At 28.9% G+C, this 18,851-nt stretch carries 14 protein-coding genes; 12 read left to right on the forward strand and 2 right to left on the reverse strand.

From position 1 onward, the window contains the following. Positions 1–186: 186 nt before the first annotated feature. The 3 genes from BLS77_RS13120 (at position 187) to holA (ending at position 5,511) form a co-directional block, all read left to right on the forward strand. Positions 187–2,691: a P-type ATPase actuator domain-containing protein gene (locus tag BLS77_RS13120; RefSeq protein ID WP_089970665.1), complete on the forward strand. Its 2,505-nt coding sequence runs from the start codon at positions 187–189 to the stop codon at positions 2,689–2,691. A gap of 15 nt (positions 2,692–2,706) precedes the next feature. Then, positions 2,707–4,404 carry a ComEC/Rec2 family competence protein gene (locus tag BLS77_RS13125; protein WP_242873989.1) on the forward strand — a complete coding sequence of 566 codons (1,698 nt, stop codon included), beginning with the start codon at positions 2,707–2,709 and terminating at the stop codon, positions 4,402–4,404. A gap of 72 nt (positions 4,405–4,476) precedes the next feature. Continuing rightward, complete coding sequence (gene holA, locus BLS77_RS13130; protein WP_089970668.1) at positions 4,477–5,511, forward strand: DNA polymerase III subunit delta; 1,035 nt, start codon at positions 4,477–4,479, stop codon at positions 5,509–5,511. Between the two features lie 140 nt (positions 5,512–5,651). Here the strand turns inward: holA and rpsT are convergent, their stop codons facing one another. Further along, positions 5,652–5,915, reverse strand: coding sequence for a 30S ribosomal protein S20 (rpsT, locus tag BLS77_RS13135; protein WP_089970671.1), 264 nt, complete (start codon positions 5,913–5,915; stop codon positions 5,652–5,654). A gap of 210 nt (positions 5,916–6,125) precedes the next feature. On the opposite strand from rpsT, the gene gpr reads away from it, so the two are divergent. The 4 genes from gpr to lepA all read left to right on the forward strand — a co-directional run bounded on the left by gpr (position 6,126) and on the right by lepA (position 11,091). Next, entirely contained in the window at positions 6,126–7,100 is a 975-nt protein-coding gene (gene gpr / locus BLS77_RS13140; RefSeq protein WP_089970674.1) for a GPR endopeptidase, read from the forward strand. 153 nt (positions 7,101–7,253) lie between these two features. After that, on the forward strand, positions 7,254–8,369 hold the full coding sequence (locus BLS77_RS13145; protein ID WP_089970676.1) for a stage II sporulation protein P: 1,116 nt from the start codon (positions 7,254–7,256) through the stop codon (positions 8,367–8,369). Positions 8,370–8,516: 147 nt separating this feature from the next. Continuing rightward, entirely contained in the window at positions 8,517–9,101 is a 585-nt protein-coding gene (locus tag BLS77_RS13150) for a hypothetical protein (protein WP_089970679.1), read from the forward strand. Positions 9,102–9,285: 184 nt separating this feature from the next. After that, complete coding sequence (gene lepA, locus BLS77_RS13155; RefSeq protein ID WP_089970682.1) at positions 9,286–11,091, forward strand: translation elongation factor 4; 1,806 nt, start codon at positions 9,286–9,288, stop codon at positions 11,089–11,091. Between the two features lie 162 nt (positions 11,092–11,253). On the opposite strand, the gene BLS77_RS13160 is transcribed toward lepA, so the two are convergent. Further along, positions 11,254–12,174, reverse strand: coding sequence for a patatin-like phospholipase family protein (locus BLS77_RS13160; RefSeq protein ID WP_175490858.1), 921 nt, complete (start codon positions 12,172–12,174; stop codon positions 11,254–11,256). A gap of 266 nt (positions 12,175–12,440) precedes the next feature. Here BLS77_RS13160 and hemW point away from each other — a divergent pair, with 266 nt between their 5' ends. From hemW to dnaJ, 5 genes are all read left to right on the forward strand, one after another. Beyond that, positions 12,441–13,589, forward strand: coding sequence for a radical SAM family heme chaperone HemW (gene hemW / locus BLS77_RS13165; RefSeq protein WP_089970687.1), 1,149 nt, complete (start codon positions 12,441–12,443; stop codon positions 13,587–13,589). 196 nt (positions 13,590–13,785) lie between these two features. Then, positions 13,786–14,817 carry a heat-inducible transcriptional repressor HrcA gene (hrcA, locus tag BLS77_RS13170; protein WP_089970690.1) on the forward strand — a complete coding sequence of 344 codons (1,032 nt, stop codon included), beginning with the start codon at positions 13,786–13,788 and terminating at the stop codon, positions 14,815–14,817. Between the two features lie 21 nt (positions 14,818–14,838). Continuing rightward, on the forward strand, positions 14,839–15,474 hold the full coding sequence (gene grpE / locus BLS77_RS13175) for a nucleotide exchange factor GrpE (protein ID WP_089970693.1): 636 nt from the start codon (positions 14,839–14,841) through the stop codon (positions 15,472–15,474). 74 nt (positions 15,475–15,548) lie between these two features. Then, a complete protein-coding gene (gene dnaK / locus BLS77_RS13180) occupies positions 15,549–17,399 on the forward strand; it encodes a molecular chaperone DnaK (protein ID WP_089970696.1) in 1,851 nt (616 codons plus the stop codon). A gap of 167 nt (positions 17,400–17,566) precedes the next feature. After that, positions 17,567–18,688, forward strand: coding sequence for a molecular chaperone DnaJ (gene dnaJ / locus BLS77_RS13185; RefSeq protein WP_089970699.1), 1,122 nt, complete (start codon positions 17,567–17,569; stop codon positions 18,686–18,688). The last annotated feature ends 163 nt before the right edge of the window (positions 18,689–18,851 follow it).

An 18,851-nucleotide genomic window follows, 5' to 3' on the forward strand; every position in this document is an offset into this window, starting at 1 on the left:
TATATTATTTTTTTCAAACACCTAATTAAGGCATTGGGACAAGCAGGTAATGAAAAATGCTTTTATTATTTTATAAATACATATATAATAATACCGTTAAAGAATAACCTAAGGGATCTGACTAGTTATTTTTTTGAAGCTCTCTTAAGGGGTAGTTATTAATATTAGAGGAGAAGTGAAAAAACTATGCAAGAGTATTACGGAAGAAATTGGATCGAAGTTGTTGGGTCATTAGGAAGCAATATAGATAAAGGGCTCTTAGAGTATGATTGTACATTAAGAAGAGAAAAATATGGAGATAACATAATTAACTTAGGAAAAACGGATGGGAAATGGGCAATAGCTAAGGGTTTATTGAAGAAAAAATACATATATGCATCAATTTTAATAGGTTTGTTTTTTTTATTAAAGGGATTAAATATTTTGGCACTTATAAATTTTTTATTATTAGTATTTGACATAGCTTTTAAAAGTCATTATGAATTTAAAAGAAAAAATGATTTAGATATATTACAAAACTTAAATAAATCAAAAGTAATAGTGTTAAGAGAAGGGATTGAAAGATTAATAGAAGCTGATGAAATTGTAAAAGGAGATATAGTCCTTCTTAAAAAGAATTCATTTGTATCAGCAGATTTAAGATTGGTTAAAAGTAATGGGTTAAAAGTAGAGGAAAGAAGTATAACAGGAGAAGATTTTATAAAGGAAAAATACGAAAGTAAAATTCATGGACAAGTTTCTTCCTTAGGAGAAATGAATAATATGTTATTTAGAGGATCTTTTGTTAAAGAAGGCACAGCTATGGGGATAGTGGTTCAAACTGGTAATGACACTGAACTTGGAAAGCTATTAGATATTATAAATGAGAATAGTTATAATAAACATACCATGGAGAAGAAAATTGAGGATATTATATTAAAAGCAATGTTATGCTTAATATTAGTAGAGTTAATAATTTATTTAGTATTACCAGGTAGCGGATTTAATAAACAAGAAATATTTATGTATGGATTATTTTCTATAGTTAATGTTTGTATTCCAATAATAATTTTTTCATACTCAAAAATAATAAAAAAAAGGCTTTTAAAAGAAGATATTGATATTATAAATTTTTCATCTTTTAATTTAGTGAATGATGTTAAAGTAATATTTATAAATAAGTTTGGAAATATAACAAAAAATGAGTTGTATTTTGATAAAATGTACACAAATGAAAAAATATTCAATAATAGAGAAATAGACATAAAAGATATAAATATAAGAAGGATATTAGATATATCACTTTTAGCTAATGATTCTAAATACAATAATGATAATAATTGGACAAAAGGTGATATGTATGAAATAGCATATGTTAAATATTGTACTGAACAAAGAATGTTTAAAGCTGTTATAGATGGAGAAAATAAAAGGAAATTTGAAATTTCTAAGGATACAAATAAAAATGTAATAACAACAGTTAACAAATGCGATAAGGGATATAGAGCAAACACTAGAGGAACTATAGATGGAGTATTAGAGTTTTGCACACATATATTAGTTGATGGAATAGAAAGAGAATTAAATTCTCAAGATATAGAGAAAATTAAATTAGCAGATTTATGTTTTTCAAGAAAAAGTTTATTAACTGAAGCCTTTGCATATAGAAGTTTTAGTTATCAGCCCTCAAAATCAGAAAACATTGAAAGTAATTTGGTATTTGTAGGGTTAGTTGCCTTAGAAAGCTTATTTGTAGAAGATGTTAGTGAAGATATAGAAAAATTAATGGATAATGGGATTTTACCTTTAATATTTACAGATGATAATAAAATTGTTGCAGAAATGCTAGGAAGAAAAATAGGATTAATAGCATCATCAAAGGAAGTAATATCTGGTGTTGAATTAGATTCATTAAGCGAAACAGAATTATATAAGGTAATTTCAAGAACAAGAATATTTTGTAGATTAACTCCAGAGCTTAAAACCAAGGTAATATCAATATTTAATGATGATGGGTTTAAGGTTGCAGTAGAAGGTGAAACTCTAGGTGATTTATCAATTGTAAAATCAGCTCACTTTTCTATATTAAAAGGTAAAGCATCTACACTATTAAAACGATGCGGAGAGTTATATGTAAAGGAAAATGGATTAAAAGCTTTCTTTAAAATTAGTGAAGAAGGAATAGGACTAGATAAATCTATAAAAAACGGGATTAAAGTTTACAGTACATTGTTAGTAGCAGAAATTGTAACTTTAAATTGGTATTATGCTCTAGTTGATTTAAGATTATTTGAATTATATACATTAATGTTTATGAATTTTTTCTTGTTAACTCCAGTAGTCTTATTAGTTATGAATTCGGGAAGAAAAGAATTAAACAAAAAGAAGGCATTTATAAGGGGTAGTTTATTTTCTTTATTATCAGTATTATCAATAGGTTTACTTTCTGAATTTAATGAGTTTGCAGCTTATATGATTATAGGTGGGATGTTAGTTTCTTATGGAATGGTGAATTCTAAATTATCGTTTAGAACATTTAATACAGGAGTGAAATTATTGTTAATAACAATTATTATATATATATTAGGTGGAGTTTTAATAGGATTTATGAATTCTGTTATATATTCAAAGAATTTAGCTATTATAATAGGTGGATTAATATTAATTTATTTAATTGGTGATTTAATTATAACAAAATGGCAAGACTCATAATATGAGGTGATGTCATTGATTTTAAATGAGTATAAGAACATAGTAAATCCTATGCCTTATATATTTGGAATGTTTATTTTAGGAACTATAACTTATAAAAGTTTTTATAAATATCAATGGCTAGCAATTTTTATTGCTAGCTGTTTTTTTGCCCTTATTTATTTTTTAAAAGGAATAAAAATTACATTGATAATGATGTTGTTTTTCGTTGTTGCAGTAATAAATAACAGTTTTTACTATAATTACACCCCAGGGGTGACTGAAAAAGTTACAATAACTTCAGTAAAGCCTTATTCTGTAAGTGGTGAAATTAATAGGAGAAAGGTATATTTAGAGGGAAAATTAGATAAAGTCAAAATTGGGGAAAGGATATTAGTTAGAGGAGAGTTTATAAGTGAATTAGAAATTGCTAGAGGGAATATTGGGACTTTTAATATAGTAGAGAATAAAAAACTTAAAGATAATTTTACTTCAAAGCTTTATAAAATAAGAGAAAAAATATTTTATAGCATAAAGGAAAAGCTTGGATGGAGAAGAGCTTCTTTAGTTAGTTCTATAGCTTTTGGTTATACAGAGTTTTTAGATGAGGATGATAAAGAGAATATGAAAAGTCTTGGACTTCTTCATGCAGTTTCAGTGTCTGGTCTTCATATGGCTTTAGTTTATGGCGTTCTAAGAAAAATATTTGGGAGAAAATATACGCCGTTTATAGCTTTGTTATATGTATTGTTTACAGGGGCAGCTCTATCTACAATAAGAGCATATATTATGCTCTTATGTACTAGCCTAGCTACGCCACTAAGAAGAAACTATAATCCCACTGCAGGATTATCATTGGCTGGAGTGATTATTTTAATTATGAAGCCTTATGGGGCTTTTGAAATAGGGTTCATATTATCGTTTTTAGCAACATTAGGTATTATTTTATTTAATAAGAAGCTAAATAAAAAATTATATAAGCTTCCTAAGTTTTTAAGAGAGGGATTATCATTAACTTTATCAGCTCAAATTTTATCATTTCCAGCCTTAGTTTTAACATTTAAGGAGTTTTCTTTTAATTTTATTATTGGGAATATAATTTTAGCACCTGTTATTAGTGTAATTGTCTTAATTGGGAATTTATTGGTTATAACTTGGTGGATGCCGTTTATTTTTAATTATCTATGTTTTATTACTTATTATGTAACTATAGTTATGGATAAGATAATAGATTTATTAGAAAAATTTATGTTGCCAATATTTTATTTTAATGAAAATACTAGTTTTATGTATTTAATATTGTTAATGAGTGGATACTTTTATAAAAAAGGATATAAAAAAATTGTGTATATGCCATTTATCGCAATTATTTATATTATGATATCAATTTATAGCCCAATTCCAAAGCTTAAATATTATAGAGAAGGCGCTTATTTATTAAGCTATAAAGGTGATAGAATATTAATAACCTTGAAAAAAGATGCTGACTTTAAACGGCTTGAAAAAATATGTATTGCAAATAAAATTTATAATAGTCCTAAAAATATTAAAATAGGAGAAAATATTATACTTAGAAAAAATGGTGATGATTTTATTTTGCAGAACTTAAATAAGGAATATTTATTGAAAAGATGGAGAGAGAAAAACAAATCTGAATATGATATAATAGATTTTAGCAAGGGCGACTTTAATGAAATTATTATATTAAAGGATGAAGTTGTACCATTAGATTAGAGGTTTTTAAAAATAATAGGTTTATATTTAATGCGTTATTTTTGAGGATATAGTAAAGAAAGGTGGATTATCTTGATTAATATTGAAAATTTAGAAAATGAAATTAAAAAAGGCGTAATTGATAATTCATATATATTTTGTGGTTTAGATGAGCAATTAATAAAAGAAGGTATAGAATTAATAAAGAGTAAAGTCGTAGAACCCGGTTTTGAAGATTTAAATTATATTAAATTAGATGGATCAACAACTACATTTGATGAAATAATGAATGCTTGTGAAACAATACCTTTTATGGGAGAAAAGAAAGTTGTTTTAGTTTATAGAGCAAATTTTTTGAAAGATAAAACAGATTCAACTGATAAGAAAACCTACGGAGAGATGTCAACATATTTAAAGGATATGCCAAGCTATACAGTGCTTATTATGTATTATCTTTTTAATGATAAAAGAGAGACACCAAAAAAAAATAGGAAATTAATCACTTTAGGTAAAAATTGCAAAATAGTGCACAGTGAAAAACTTAAAAAAGATAAGTATTATAAAAAAGTTGAAGAAGTATTTAAAAATCAAGGAAAAGAAATTGGTAAAAATGAATTAAGATATTTTTCAGAGAAGGTTCAAAATAATTTTGATATTATAAAAAGAGAAGTAGATAAGTTAATAAATTATACCTATGGTAGAGAAATTCAAAAAAACGATATAGATAAATTAATACCAAACAAAAGTGAAGATGATATTTTTGATTTAGTTGATTTTATAGCTCAAAAGAAAATAGAAAATGCAATTGATTTAATGGATGAACTTTTATTTAAAGCAGATCAACATATGCTTATAATAGTATCCATAGAAAATCATTTTAAAAGATTATATGAAGTTAAGGTATTAATGTTAAATGGTAAAAAATTAGATCAAATAGTATCATATCTTAAATTGCATCCTTATGTTTGTGAAAAAACAATGGCACAATGTAACAGATTTTCCATTAAACAATTACAACAATTAATGAAAATTTGTTTAGAAACTGAAAGGAAAATTAAATCTAGTAGCATAGATAAGCAAACTGAAATGGAATTAATGCTTTTTAAAACATTTATGGTAAATAAATAATAAAATTTAAATTCATAGGCATTCTTAAGGAAATAATAATCCAAGACGGATTTTAATATTTTTTTAAGGGTGCCATATTTTTAATTATGTTAATTTTGAGAAAAATAATAGCCGGTCTAAATAGACCGGCTTTTATTTTATTAAGCCATAGCGTTAAACTTTGCAGTTAATCTTGACTTCTTTCTAGCAACCATGTTTTTATGAGCCACTCCTTTTTGAGCAGCCATGTCTAAAGCTTTAACAACTTTAACTAATAAAACTGTAGCTTCGTCTTTGCTGTTTGATTCAAGAGCAGTTTCAAACTTCTTTATAGTAGTTTTTAACGCTGATTTAATCATTCTGTTTTGAGCAGTTTTAGTTTCTGTAACCTTTATTCTCTTCTTTGATGATTGAATATTTGCCATCTGTAATTCACCCCCCTTAGGTTATTTGTTGCCTCTTCACAGCTTTGGGGAAAACTGTGACCGAGTTCGTTTTTAACATACCATATTATATCATTGAAAGTCTAGTATTTCAAGTATTAAATTTAAACATTAAGGCAAAATAATAAAGCATAGGTATTTAATTTGTCGTTTTTCAAGAAAATGATTTAAATAAAAATAGGGAGGTATTATATGATAAACGTAAGAACAGATTTGGCAATAGAAGCTAGAGAAATGTATAAAAGAGATAATAAAAGTGAAATTGATGGGGTTATTGTAGAAGAAGAAAAAGACGGAGAGATAAAAATATCTACGGTAACAATAGAAACTGATGAGGCTGGTGAAAAAATTGGTAAGCCAAAAGGTAATTACATAACTATAGATTTCCCAGAATATACACACTACGATGGAGAGTCTATGGATAAGGTATCCTATGTAGTTTCGAATGTTTTAAAAAGAATGGTTAGTATGCCAGATGAAAAAACAGTTTTAGTGGTTGGACTTGGTAATTGGAATGTAACTCCAGATGCTCTTGGACCTAAGGTGTCAGAGAAAATAATGGTTACAAGACATTTAAAAGAGGTTATGCCAGATGTTATAGATGATTCAGTAAGATCTGTATGTACAATAGCACCGGGGGTTCTTGGAATAACAGGAATCGAAACAGGTGAAGTTATAAAATCATTAGTTAATAAAATAAAACCAGATTTAGTAATATGCGTAGATGCATTAGGATCTAGAAAACTTGAAAGAGTTAACAGAACTATTCAAATAGGAGATACTGGGATTTCTCCAGGAGCTGGAGTTGGAAATCATAGAATGAAAATAAATGAAGAAACTCTAGGTGTTAAGGTTATTGCAATTGGAGTTCCTACAGTTGTTGATGCTGCAACTATGGCAAATGATACTATAGATTTACTTTTGGATGAATTAATAGGGAAAGCAGAAGAAGGTAAAGAATTTTATAATATGCTAAAGTCTATTGATAAAAATGAAAAAAGTGCATTAATAAAAGAAGTGTTAAATCCATTTATTGGAGATTTGATGGTTACTCCAAAAGATATAGATACAATTGTAAATTCATTAGCTAAAATAATTGCTAACGGAATAAATATGGCTATACAACCGAATTTAGATATGGAAGATATAAATAAATTTATGAATTAGATCCCTAACATAAATGGGCTGTTATCCATAAAAAATAATAAAAAAAATAATAAAAAAGTGTTAATAATTATGTAACTCTTACCATATACATATAAGGGAGCTGAAAGAGAATAATGTTTTTGAAGCTCTCTAAGGGATAAGGGAGGAGCTACTATGATAGGTTTTAAAAAAGGAAATAATATAAGTCCTTTAAAAAGGAGTGTTAGAGTAAAGAGTTTAGGAAGGTTACCGTCTTTAAATTTAGGATACTTTTTAATTATAGGTTTTGTAATAATATTTTTAGCCAGAGCTGTAGGAGTTGTAAATTCTAATAGTGAACGAGGGGGGTATGCATATGTTCAAATGTTAAATTTAAGTATGCCAATGGTTAAAACACAGGTGTATAAAGATGAGGCATATGCAGAAAATAAGTTATCGGTAAAAGGTGTAGTTGCAGAAGCATTAGGATTATCCAATATTAATTTAATTGGAATTATAGGAAATGAAGTAAGTTATTTTAGTGAGGCTACAATAAACAATCCAGAAGTAAGAGATCATAATAGAGGATTTGAAAAATTTAAGGTAAATGAAAATACTATAGCTAAATTAACACCTGAAGAAATTGCAGAGTTAAATGATGTTAGTAAGGCTTATAATCCAAGCCTTAAGAAAACATTAAATTCAGCTAAACCAGAAATATTTATTTATCATACCCATACAATGGAGCAGTATGCTGAATCAGGAGTAGCTCAAACAAATAATTCTGATGCTAATGTAGTTGGGGTTGGAGATGTATTAGCTAAAGAACTAGAAGAAGGTTATGGAATCTCTGTTGTTCATGATAAAACAAATTATAGCGTATCATATAACGATGCTTATGATAGATCTCGAGAGGGGTTACAAAAATATTTAAGTGAATATGGAAAATTTAAAATTGTAATTGATTTGCATAGAGATTCGGTAGAAAATAAGAGTCTAGTAACAACAACTTTAAATGATCAAAGTCTAGCTAAGTTTATGTTTGTAACATCTCAAAATGTTCCAACTTATGATGCAAATCAAAAAACTGTAGATGAGTTATATGGCATAGGCAGTAAATTGTTCCCAGAGCTTATAAAGCCAACTAAGATATTTGAAGGATTAGGTGGAATAAATGGATTTAATCAAGGATTTTGTGAAGGTAGTATGATTATAGAAGTTGGTTCCCATAAAAATGCAGCTCAAGAAGCAAAGCTTACAGGTAAATATATAGCAAGAATTTTAGCAGAGTACTTAAATGGTTCAGAATAAGAGAAATAAAAACAAGCCAATACACATGAAAATATTGAATTGTTTTTTAGCTGTCTAAAAGGATTATTTATTTTAATATTAATAAATTGAATAGAAGTTTATTAAAATGAGCACTCTTATAGATAAAACTATAGGGAGTGCTCATTTATGTTTAATAAGAAGTTTGCTATATCAATGTTTATTATAATTTTATTAGGAATAGTAGGGTTTATTAGAATAAATATAATAAATACTAAGGCTCTATCTCCTATTGGGAATACTGAAGATAATTATGCATTAGTTAGTGAAGAATTTGGAGAAGACTTCACAGAATTTATTAAAGATAATGCAGACGTTAAAATTTATACAGGTGAAGGGGAAGAGGACGCGTCAATAAGAATTAAAGAGAAGGAACTTCGTCTAAAAAAAGAAAATCCATTTATAAAAGTAGTTATAACTGCAGGAACAAAAATTGAAAATGCATTTTTAAGTGGTAAAGCTAAAATTGATAATAAAATAAAAGATATAAATAAAAATAATACAGAAAAAGAAAATACAAATAAGGAACTAGATTCAAAAGTAGATGATTTTATAAAAAGTAGAGGGGAAAATAAAAATGGTATAGAAGAACAAGGAAATGAAGAAACTAAGGGTGAAGAAAATTTAGAAACTGATAAAGATAAAGAGGCTATTATTGACCAGAAGAATGCACCAATAGAGGAAAGTATAAAACAGGAAGATTCACAAAATTAGGCATTTTAATATTGCTAAGTTGTACTGTACAGATAGTAAATTTAGAAAGTTAATAATAAAAGTATTTTAAAATACTTTTATTATTGACACATAATAAGCTTTCTATGATATAATTAGCTGATTTAATTATAATGGGGGTGAAGTAACTGCTTTAACTTAACATAAGGGTTAGCAGTTTAAATATATGGAAAAAAATAGACAAGATAATATTAGAAATTTTTCAATAGTAGCACATATAGATCACGGCAAGTCAACTCTTGCAGATAGATTATTAGAGTTAACTGGAACTTTAACAAAAAGAGAAATGGAAGAACAAGTTCTAGATAATATGGAAATTGAAAGAGAAAGAGGAATTACTATTAAGTCTCAAGCAGCTAGACTTGTTTATAAAAGAGTTGACGGAGAAGAATATATATTAAATCTTATAGATACTCCAGGACACGTAGATTTTACTTATGAAGTTTCAAGAAGTTTAGCAGCCTGCGAGGGAGCTGTTTTAGTAGTTGATGCAACTCAAGGAGTTCAAGCACAAACACTAGCAAACTGTTATTTAGCATTAAATAATAATTTGGAAATAGCACCAGTAATAAATAAAGTTGATTTGCAATCAGCAAGGCCAGATGAAGTTAAACAAGAAATTGAAGATGTAATAGGAATTGAAGCTGGAGATGCACCTATGATATCTGCAAAAACAGGTTTAAATATACAAGATGTGTTAGAAACAATTGTAGAAAAGATACCAGCACCTAACGGTGATGAAGAAGCTCCACTTAAGGCGCTAATATTTGACTCATGTTATGATAGCTATAAAGGTGTAGTTTCATATGTAAGAGTATTTGATGGTGTTGTAAAACCTGGAACAAAGATTAAGTTAATGGCAACAAACAAGATTTGCGAAGTAACAGAGGTAGGAATATTTACTCCTAAGTTATTACCAATATCAGAATTAAGAGCCGGAGACGTTGGATACATAGCAGCATCGATTAAAAATGTAAGAGATGCAAGAGTTGGAGATACAATAACTGAAGCAGATAGACCAGCAGAGGTAGCAATGGAAGGGTATAAACCTGCTATACCAATGGTTTACTCAGGTATTTATCCAGTAGATGGAGCAAAATATCAGGAGTTAAAAGATGCTTTAGAGAGATTGCAAATAAATGATGCAGCATTAAATTTTGAACCGGAGACATCAATAGCTTTAGGATTTGGATTTAGATGTGGATTCTTAGGACTACTTCATATGGAAATTATTCAAGAAAGAGTAGAAAGAGAATTTAACTTAGATATAATCACAACTGCGCCATCAGTTATTTATAAAGTTATTACAGTAAAGGGTGAAGAAATTAAATTAACAAACCCAACAAATCTTCCAGCCACAACTGAAATAGATTATATGGAAGAACCAGTTGTAACGGGTACAATTATATCACCAACAGAATACGTTGGTGCAGTAATGGAACTTTGTCAAGAAAGAAGAGGAATATTTATTGGAATAACATACTTAGAAGAAACTAGAGTTTCAATTAAATATGATATTCCGTTAAATGAAATTATTTATGATTTCTTTGATACGTTAAAATCAAGAACTAGAGGTTATGCATCTCTTGATTATGACTTCAAGGGATATATAAAAACAGAACTTGTTAAGTTAGACCTTATGTTAAATGGAGATGTAGTAGATGCATTATCTATGATAGTGCCAGCTGAAAGAGCCTATGCAAAGGGTAAATCAATAACAGAAAAATTAAAGGCAATTATTCCAAAACAAATGTTTGAAGTGCCAATTCAAGCTGCCATAGGAACTAAGATAATAGCTAGAGAAACAGTAAAAGCAATGAGAAAAGATGTTTTAGCTAAATGTTATGGTGGAGATATATCAAGAAAGAAGAAACTTCTAAATAAACAAAAAGAAGGAAAGAAGAGAATGAGACAAGTGGGATCAGTTGAAATACCACAAGAAGCATTTATGTCTATCCTTAAAGTAGATTAGTATTTAGAAAATTCAAAAGTAAACAATATTTTAATACTATATGTTTTATATGAGTTAGTAGAATCTTTATAAGCGTTTTTAAAAGAGTCAGATTACCTTAGGGGCATCTGGCTCTTTTAAATTATAATTCATTAGATGACTAAGGCATCATAAAATAAATAATTAATTAAGAAAAGTAGTTTCTATAAATTTATAAGTTTCTGTTAAGTCAACTTCATTTCCTAAGTTTTTTAAAAAGGGGACAAACTGGGGCTTATCCATTGCTATAAACTTTGAAACTTTAGGATTTATTCTAAAATAATTAGTTTTTAAAAATTCTTTGCAATAGATATCTTCTAAATAGCTACTTCCATCCATAACTAAGGATAGAAAAGGTGATTTCATTTTTGCAAAAGGGTGAAATGCCCATTGAGCTGCACCCCATTTTGAAGTATCACCTATAATTGTATCAGGACTATCGCCTGTACCTATGGATAAAAGTCTAAAATCATTTCCAGATGATAGAGTACTAAAGCAATTCATAGCGCTAAAAACAGCAGCAGCAGTAGGACTATTTGCAACTACCCCACCATCTATAAAATTATTATGAGAAGGGAAGTAAGTAGGAGCAGCAGAACTCGAAAGTGCTACATCTATAACTCTAGAATTATAAGTTGAGTTATTACAAAGATTATTAAAGAAAACAACTTCAAAGCTATCTTTAGTAAATCCCTTAACATTAAAGGATGGTACGAAAACATATTTCTTTAAATCTTTAATTAATAAATCTTCAGGAAAATAATCTAATAAAAGTTGGCTTAAGTTGTAATTACTGTACTTGGGTTTAAATATGTTATATTGACTTGGTGAAAAAATTTTCTTTGTATTGCTATAGCTATATAAATCATCAACAAAATTGGCAGTTTTACCATAAGCTAAGGAAAGTGCAATTAAAGAACCGGTTGAAGTGCCTGCAAATAAATCAACTTCATCTAAAAGATTCGGAAATTTTTCGCAAATTCTTTTCAAAATTCGTGCAGATAAGGCGCCTTTAATTCCACCACCATCAAAGGATAAAATTTTAAATGTCTTCAATGTCTTCAATGTTAAAACTCCCTTATACAAAATAATTATACAAATAATATATTCGAATTTAATATTTAGGTTAAAGATATTATAAATAAAATAACTATGCTAAAAATATTTACAAACTATTAGAAAAATATTATGGGTAATTCCAATTTTATTTGGTAATATAAAAAGTAAATAATAAATTAATTCTGTTAAATAAGGCATTGAATAAAATGCCTTATTTTTTTAATAGCAATATAAAGCTAATTAAAAGATGAATTAGGAAGAGAGCTGAACAAATGAATATAATAAAAGAAAATAAAGAGATATCATTATATGTGCATGTACCATTTTGTAAACAGAAGTGTTTTTATTGTGATTTCCCATCCTATGCAGCCTTAGAAAGTTTAATGGAGGATTACGTAGAGGCTTTATGCACTGAAATTGAAGAAAAAGCTAGTGGATATTTAATAAAAAGTATATTTATAGGTGGTGGAACTCCGTCTTATTTAGAAACTCATCAAATAAGAAAAGTTTTAAACTGTATATCTAGACTTAACTTAATGGAAAATATGGAGTTTTCTATGGAGTGTAATCCTGGAACTTTAGAAGGTGAAAAATTAATTGCTATGTTTGAAGGTGGAGTAAATAGAATAAGTATGGGGCTTCAAGCAGTTCAAGATGGACTTCTTAAAGATATTGGTAGAATACATACATTTAAACAATTTGAAAAGAATTTTAAATTAGCTAGAAAAATTGGATTTAAGAATATAAATATAGATTTGATGTTTGGACTTCCACATCAGAAGGTTTCGCAGTGGAGAGAAACTTTGGAAACTATAGCTAAAATAAATCCAGAGCATATTTCTGCATATAGTTTAATAATAGAAGAGGGAACATGTTTCTACAAAATGTGGAATGAAGATAAATTAATATTACCATCAGAAGATGATGAAAGAGAAATGTATGAAATTACAAAAGGTGTTTTAAAGGAATATGGATATAATCAATATGAAATATCTAATTATTCAAAAGAAGGATACGAATGTGAACATAATAAAGTTTATTGGAGATGTATGCCATATCTAGGAGTTGGATCTTCATCTAGTTCATTTATGGATAACTATAGATTTAAAAATATAAATAATATAAAAAAATATATAGAGAATATAAGTTTAAAAAGTAGTGTAGAAGAAGAAAGAAGACAAAATTCTAAGGAAGATAATATAGAAGAATTTATGTTTATGGGACTTAGGCTTTTAGAGGGAATAGATAAAAATGAATTTAAAGCTAGATTTGGAATTAATATAACAAGTATATATAAAGATATAATTGATAAAAATATATTGTGTTGTTTAATGGGAGAGAAAAACAATAAGGTGTTTCTAACAGAAAAGGGAATTGAGTTATCTAATAAAGTAATGAGTGAGTTTATATTAGATAAATAATTTTTTGAATTTAATATTTAGGAAAATGGAGTAATTATTAGAAAAGTGAAGTAAATAGCATTTATTTAAATTAAATGATGTTATTTAATAAAATTTAATGGCATTTTAAATTGACAAAAATCCTAAAGAATAATATATTAGTAATATAGTCATTAGCACTCGACTTGAATGAGTGCTAACAGATAGAGGTGATGTCATGGCTATTGATGAAAGAAAAATAAAAGTGCTTCAGGCTATCATTAATGACTATATCAGCACAGGAGAGCCTGTGGGCTCGAGAACATTAGCAAAAAAATACGACTTAGGAGTTGGCTCAGCTACAATCAGAAATGAAATGGCTGACCTAGAAGAGTTAGGTTATTTAGAACAACCTCATACATCAGCAGGTAGAATTCCTTCAAGTAAGGGCTACAGATTGTATGTAGATAGTTTAATGGAAGTTGACCCTTTAACTCTTCAAGAGGAGTTAAGGATAAAGGAATACATTATAAACTCCGCATTGTATGAAGTTGATAAAATTGTAAAACAAGCAAGTACATTACTTTCTGAACTTACAAATTTAACTTGTATAGTACAAACTCCTTCAGTTAGAAAAAGCTATATAAAATCTATACAATTACTTAAGATAGATAACCATAATTTGGTTTTGGTAGTTGTTACACAAAGTGGTTTAATTAAAAATAATAGAATAAGAGTAGTTGAAATGCCAGAACAAAGTGAATTTCAAAGAATAAATGAAGTTTTGCAAATAAGACTTAAAAATTTGACAATAGAAGAAATAAATTTAGAAGTAATTAACAGTCTAAAAATTGAATTAACAGGATATGATGAAATATTTAATGGTATGTTACCAGCTTTATATGAAACGTTGAGTCAATCGGAGAGTACAGATATATTAGTAGAAGGAACTACTAATATATTTAATTATCCAGAGTACAACAATATAGATAAAGCTAAGGAGATAATTTCTCTTTTAAATAATAAAGACTGTGTAATTGAACTTTTAGAACAATCGGGTGATATAAGTGTTAAAATTGGGGATGAAAACTTTTTTCCTGGAGCAAAGGAATGTTCAATTATTTCAGCAGAATATTCTCTAGGTGGAAATGCAATTGGAACTATTGGACTTATAGGACCTAGAAGAATTAATTATTCTAAAGTTATAGCAATTATGGCTCAAGTTATGAAAGAATTAAATAAAAGTATTACAAACCAACGTATAGAATAAAATAAAATGAGGTGTAGTTAAATGGAACAAAAAAGAGAAGTTGAAGAAGATATAATAGAAAAAGTTGAAGCCGAACAAGTTGAAGCTGAACAAGTTGAGACTGAGGACGTGGAAAATTTAGAAAATGAAGAATCAACAGATGAAGTTTCAGAAGAAAATCCTAATGAAAAGGGAGAAGAGGAAGAAAAAGAAAACCCTCTAAAAACACTTATGAAATTTAAAGATAAAAATAAAAGACTTTCTAATGAAAATGAAGCACTAAAAGAAAGATTACTTAGAGTTAGTGCAGAATATGAAAATTATAGAAAAAGAACAATTAAAGAAAAAGAAGGTATATATACAGATGCTTGCGTAGATGTATTAAAGGAAATATTACCTGTAATTGATAATTTAGAAAGAGCGTTAAGTGTAGAAGGAAATATAGAAGACCTTAAAAAAGGTATAGAAATGACTATTAAAGGTGTTAATACTTCATTTGAAAAGTTAGGTGTTAATGAAATAGATACAACAGGACAATTTGATCCAAATCTTCACCAAGCAGTTATGCATATTCAAGATGAAGAATTAGGGGAAAATGTAGTTGCTGAAGTATTCCAAAAAGGATACAAAAAAGGCGATAAAGTATTACGACATACAATGGTTAAAGTTGCAAATTAATAAAATAGTTATTAATTTGACAAATATAAATATAAAAAGCTAATAAGTATAAAAAATTTAGGAGGAACAAAAAAATGGGAAAAATTATAGGAATTGATTTAGGAACAACAAATTCATGTGTAGCAGTAATGGAAGGTGGAGAACCAGTAGTAATCACTAATGCAGAAGGCGCTAGAACTACTCCTTCAGTAGTTTCATTCCAAGCAAATGGAGAAAGATTAGTAGGTCAAGTAGCTAAGAGACAATCAATAACTAATCCAGATAAGACAATAATATCAATAAAGAGACATATGGGAACAAACTACAAAGTAGATATAGATGGAAAATCACATTCACCACAAGAAATATCATCAATGGTATTACAAAAAATTAAAATAGATGCAGAAGCTTACTTAGGCGAAACTGTAACTCAAGCAGTTATAACAGTTCCAGCTTACTTCAATGATGCTGAAAGACAAGCAACAAAAGATGCTGGTAAAATAGCAGGGCTTGAAGTTTTAAGAATAATAAACGAACCAACAGCTGCAGCTTTAGCTTATGGTTTAGATAAAATGGATACAAACCAAAAGATATTTGTTTATGACTTAGGTGGTGGTACTTTCGACGTATCAATTCTTGAACTTGGAGATGGAATATTTGAAGTTCTATCAACAAACGGAGACACAAAACTTGGTGGAGATGACTTTGATGAGAAAGTAATGAATTATATTGCTGATACTTTCAAGAATGAATATGGAGTTGATTTAAGACAAGATAAAATGGCTCTTCAAAGATTAAAAGAAGCTGCTGAAAAAGCTAAAATTGAATTATCATCATCAACACAAACAAACATTAACTTACCATTCATCACAGCTGATGCAACTGGTCCAAAGCATATTGATATGAACCTTACAAGAGCTAAGTTCAATGAACTTACTCATGACTTAGTTCAAAGATCAATAGAACCAATGAAGAAAGCATTAAGTGATGCTAAATTATCAATTGGAGATATCCAAAAGATAGTATTAGTTGGAGGATCAACAAGAATACCAGCTGTTGTAGAAGCAGTTAAGAACTTTACAGGAAAAGAACCTTCAAAGGGCGTTAACCCAGATGAATGTGTTGCTATGGGAGCTGCTATTCAAGCAGGTGTGTTAACAGGAGAAGTTAAGGATGTATTATTATTAGATGTTACGCCTCTAACACTTGGAATCGAAACTTTAGGTGGAGTTGCTACTGCTTTAATAGAAAGAAATACAACTATTCCAGCTAAAAAGAGTCAAACATTCTCAACAGCAGCAGATGGTCAAACATCAGTTGAAATTAATATAGTTCAAGGTGAAAGACAAATGGCTGCAGATAATAAGGCTTTAGGAAGATTTACTCTTTCAGGAATTTTATCAGCAAGAAGAGGAGAACCTCAAATAGAAGTTACATTTGATATAGATGCTAATGGTATTGTTAAGGTATCAGCAACAGATAAAGCAAGTGGTAAAGAAGCCAATGTTACAATTACATCTTCAACTAACTTAAGCGATGCAGAGGTAGAAAATGCAGTTAATGAAGCAGCTAAGTTTGCTGAAGAAGATGGAAAGAGAAAAGAAAAAATAGATGTTAAGAATAATGCAGAACAAGTTATTTACCAAACAGAAAAAACTTTAACTGAACTTGGAGAAAAAGTTTCAGAAGAAGATAAAGCTAAGGTAAATGAAAAAGTAGCGGCACTTAATGAAGTTAAAGATGGAGAAGACGTAGAAGCTATAAAAGCAGCAATAGAAGCATTAAATCAAGAATTCTATGCTATATCTTCTAAAATGTATGCAGATGCAGGAGCACAACCAGGAGCTGAAGGATTTGATCCAAACAATATGGGTGGAGCAAATGCAGGAGCACCTCATGATGATAATGTAGTTGATGCAGATTTTGAAGTTAAAGAAGATAAATAGTAGTAACTATATGTTATAATGGATTATAATAAAAAAGGGAAGACCTTAGATGTCTTCCCTTTTATAAGGTATAGTAAAAAATAACTAGTCAATGTACATGGAACCTTGGACTGTTATTTTAAAGAAACTCCTTAAAGAACAAAATTATCTAGGCGGTGAAAATATACATGGCAAATAAAGATTACTATGCAAGCCTTGAAATTCAAAAAGGCGCTAGTGAAGATGAAATTAAAAAGGCTTTTAGAAAGCAAGCTATGAAGTATCATCCTGATAAAAATCAGGGAAATGACGTAGCTGAAGCAAAATTTAAAGAAGTAAATGAAGCATATCAAGTTCTTTCAGACCCAGAAAAGAAATCTAGATATGATCAATTTGGAACAGTTGATGGAGACCCAGGATTTGGCGGCGGTGGAGCTGGTGGATTCTCAGATATGGGCGGGTTTGGTGATATTTTCGAAAGTTTCTTTGGAGGCGGAGGCGGAGGCAGAAGAGCTAATGGTCCGGCTAGAGGAGCTGATGTTGAATATAGCGTTACTTTAACTTTTGAAGAAGCTGTTTTTGGAGTTAAAAAGGATGTTTCAATTAATAGAAGTGAAAACTGTGAATATTGTAGTGGATCAGGAGCTAAGGCTGGTACAACAGCTAAAACATGTCCTTCATGTAATGGAAGTGGGCAAGTTAGAGTTCAAAGACAAACACCTCTTGGAAGTTTTGCAAGCACTTCAACTTGTGACAAATGTGCTGGAAAAGGTAAAATTGTAGAAACACCTTGTCCATCATGTAGTGGTAGAGGGAAAACTAGAAAAAATAGAAAAATTAGTGTTAATATACCGGCAGGTGTTGATACTGGAAATGTAATGCCACTTAGAGGCGAAGGTGAACATGGAACTAATGGGGGTCCTGTAGGGGATTTATATATTAGAATAAATGTAACTCCGTCAAAGAAGTTTACTAGAAAAGGTGTAGATGTTTATATAGATACACATATTTCTATGGCAAAAGCTGCACTTGGAACTGAAATTACAGTTTCAACTGTTGATGGAGATGTTAAATATACTATACCTCAAGGTACTCAATCAGGAACATTATTCAGATTAAAGAATAAAGGTATTCCAAGAGTTAACTCAACAGGTAGAGGGGATCAATACGTTAAAGTAATAGTTGATATACCTAAAACTCTTAATGAAAAACAAAGAGAAGCTTTAAAAATGCTTATAGAAGCATCAGGAGAAAGTTTTGATGAAGTGGCTCATAAAAAGGGCATAAAAGACTTGTTTAATAAAAAATAATAGACAATAAAGAGCTCAGGATTTTCCTGAGCTCTTTATTTTTCTGTAAATAAGTTTAACAAGATATATTAAAAACTAAGTTCCTAAAGAAAGTAAATAGGTAAATAGGTATGAGAGATATAGATATTTCCAATAAGTAAGTATATTTTTTAGTGATATAATT

This window comes from Clostridium gasigenes (assembly GCF_900104115.1).
GTDB classification, from domain to species: Bacteria; Bacillota; Clostridia; order Clostridiales; family Clostridiaceae; genus Clostridium; species Clostridium gasigenes.

Bases quoted from the DNA above. Each gene is read 5' to 3' on its own strand.
- BLS77_RS13120 (WP_089970665.1), top strand. From the start codon at position 187: ATGCAAGAGTATTACGGAAGAAATTGGATCGAAGTTGTTGGGTCATTA.
- rpsT (WP_089970671.1), bottom strand. From the start codon at position 5,915: ATGGCAAATATTCAATCATCAAAGAAGAGAATAAAGGTTACAGAAACT.
- gpr (WP_089970674.1), top strand. From the start codon at position 6,126: ATGATAAACGTAAGAACAGATTTGGCAATAGAAGCTAGAGAAATGTAT.
- BLS77_RS13145 (WP_089970676.1), top strand. From the start codon at position 7,254: ATGATAGGTTTTAAAAAAGGAAATAATATAAGTCCTTTAAAAAGGAGT.
- BLS77_RS13150 (WP_089970679.1), top strand. From the start codon at position 8,517: ATGTTTAATAAGAAGTTTGCTATATCAATGTTTATTATAATTTTATTA.
- lepA (WP_089970682.1), top strand. From the start codon at position 9,286: ATGGAAAAAAATAGACAAGATAATATTAGAAATTTTTCAATAGTAGCA.
- hemW (WP_089970687.1), top strand. From the start codon at position 12,441: ATGAATATAATAAAAGAAAATAAAGAGATATCATTATATGTGCATGTA.
- hrcA (WP_089970690.1), top strand. From the start codon at position 13,786: ATGGCTATTGATGAAAGAAAAATAAAAGTGCTTCAGGCTATCATTAAT.
- grpE (WP_089970693.1), top strand. From the start codon at position 14,839: ATGGAACAAAAAAGAGAAGTTGAAGAAGATATAATAGAAAAAGTTGAA.
- dnaK (WP_089970696.1), top strand. From the start codon at position 15,549: ATGGGAAAAATTATAGGAATTGATTTAGGAACAACAAATTCATGTGTA.
- dnaJ (WP_089970699.1), top strand. From the start codon at position 17,567: ATGGCAAATAAAGATTACTATGCAAGCCTTGAAATTCAAAAAGGCGCT.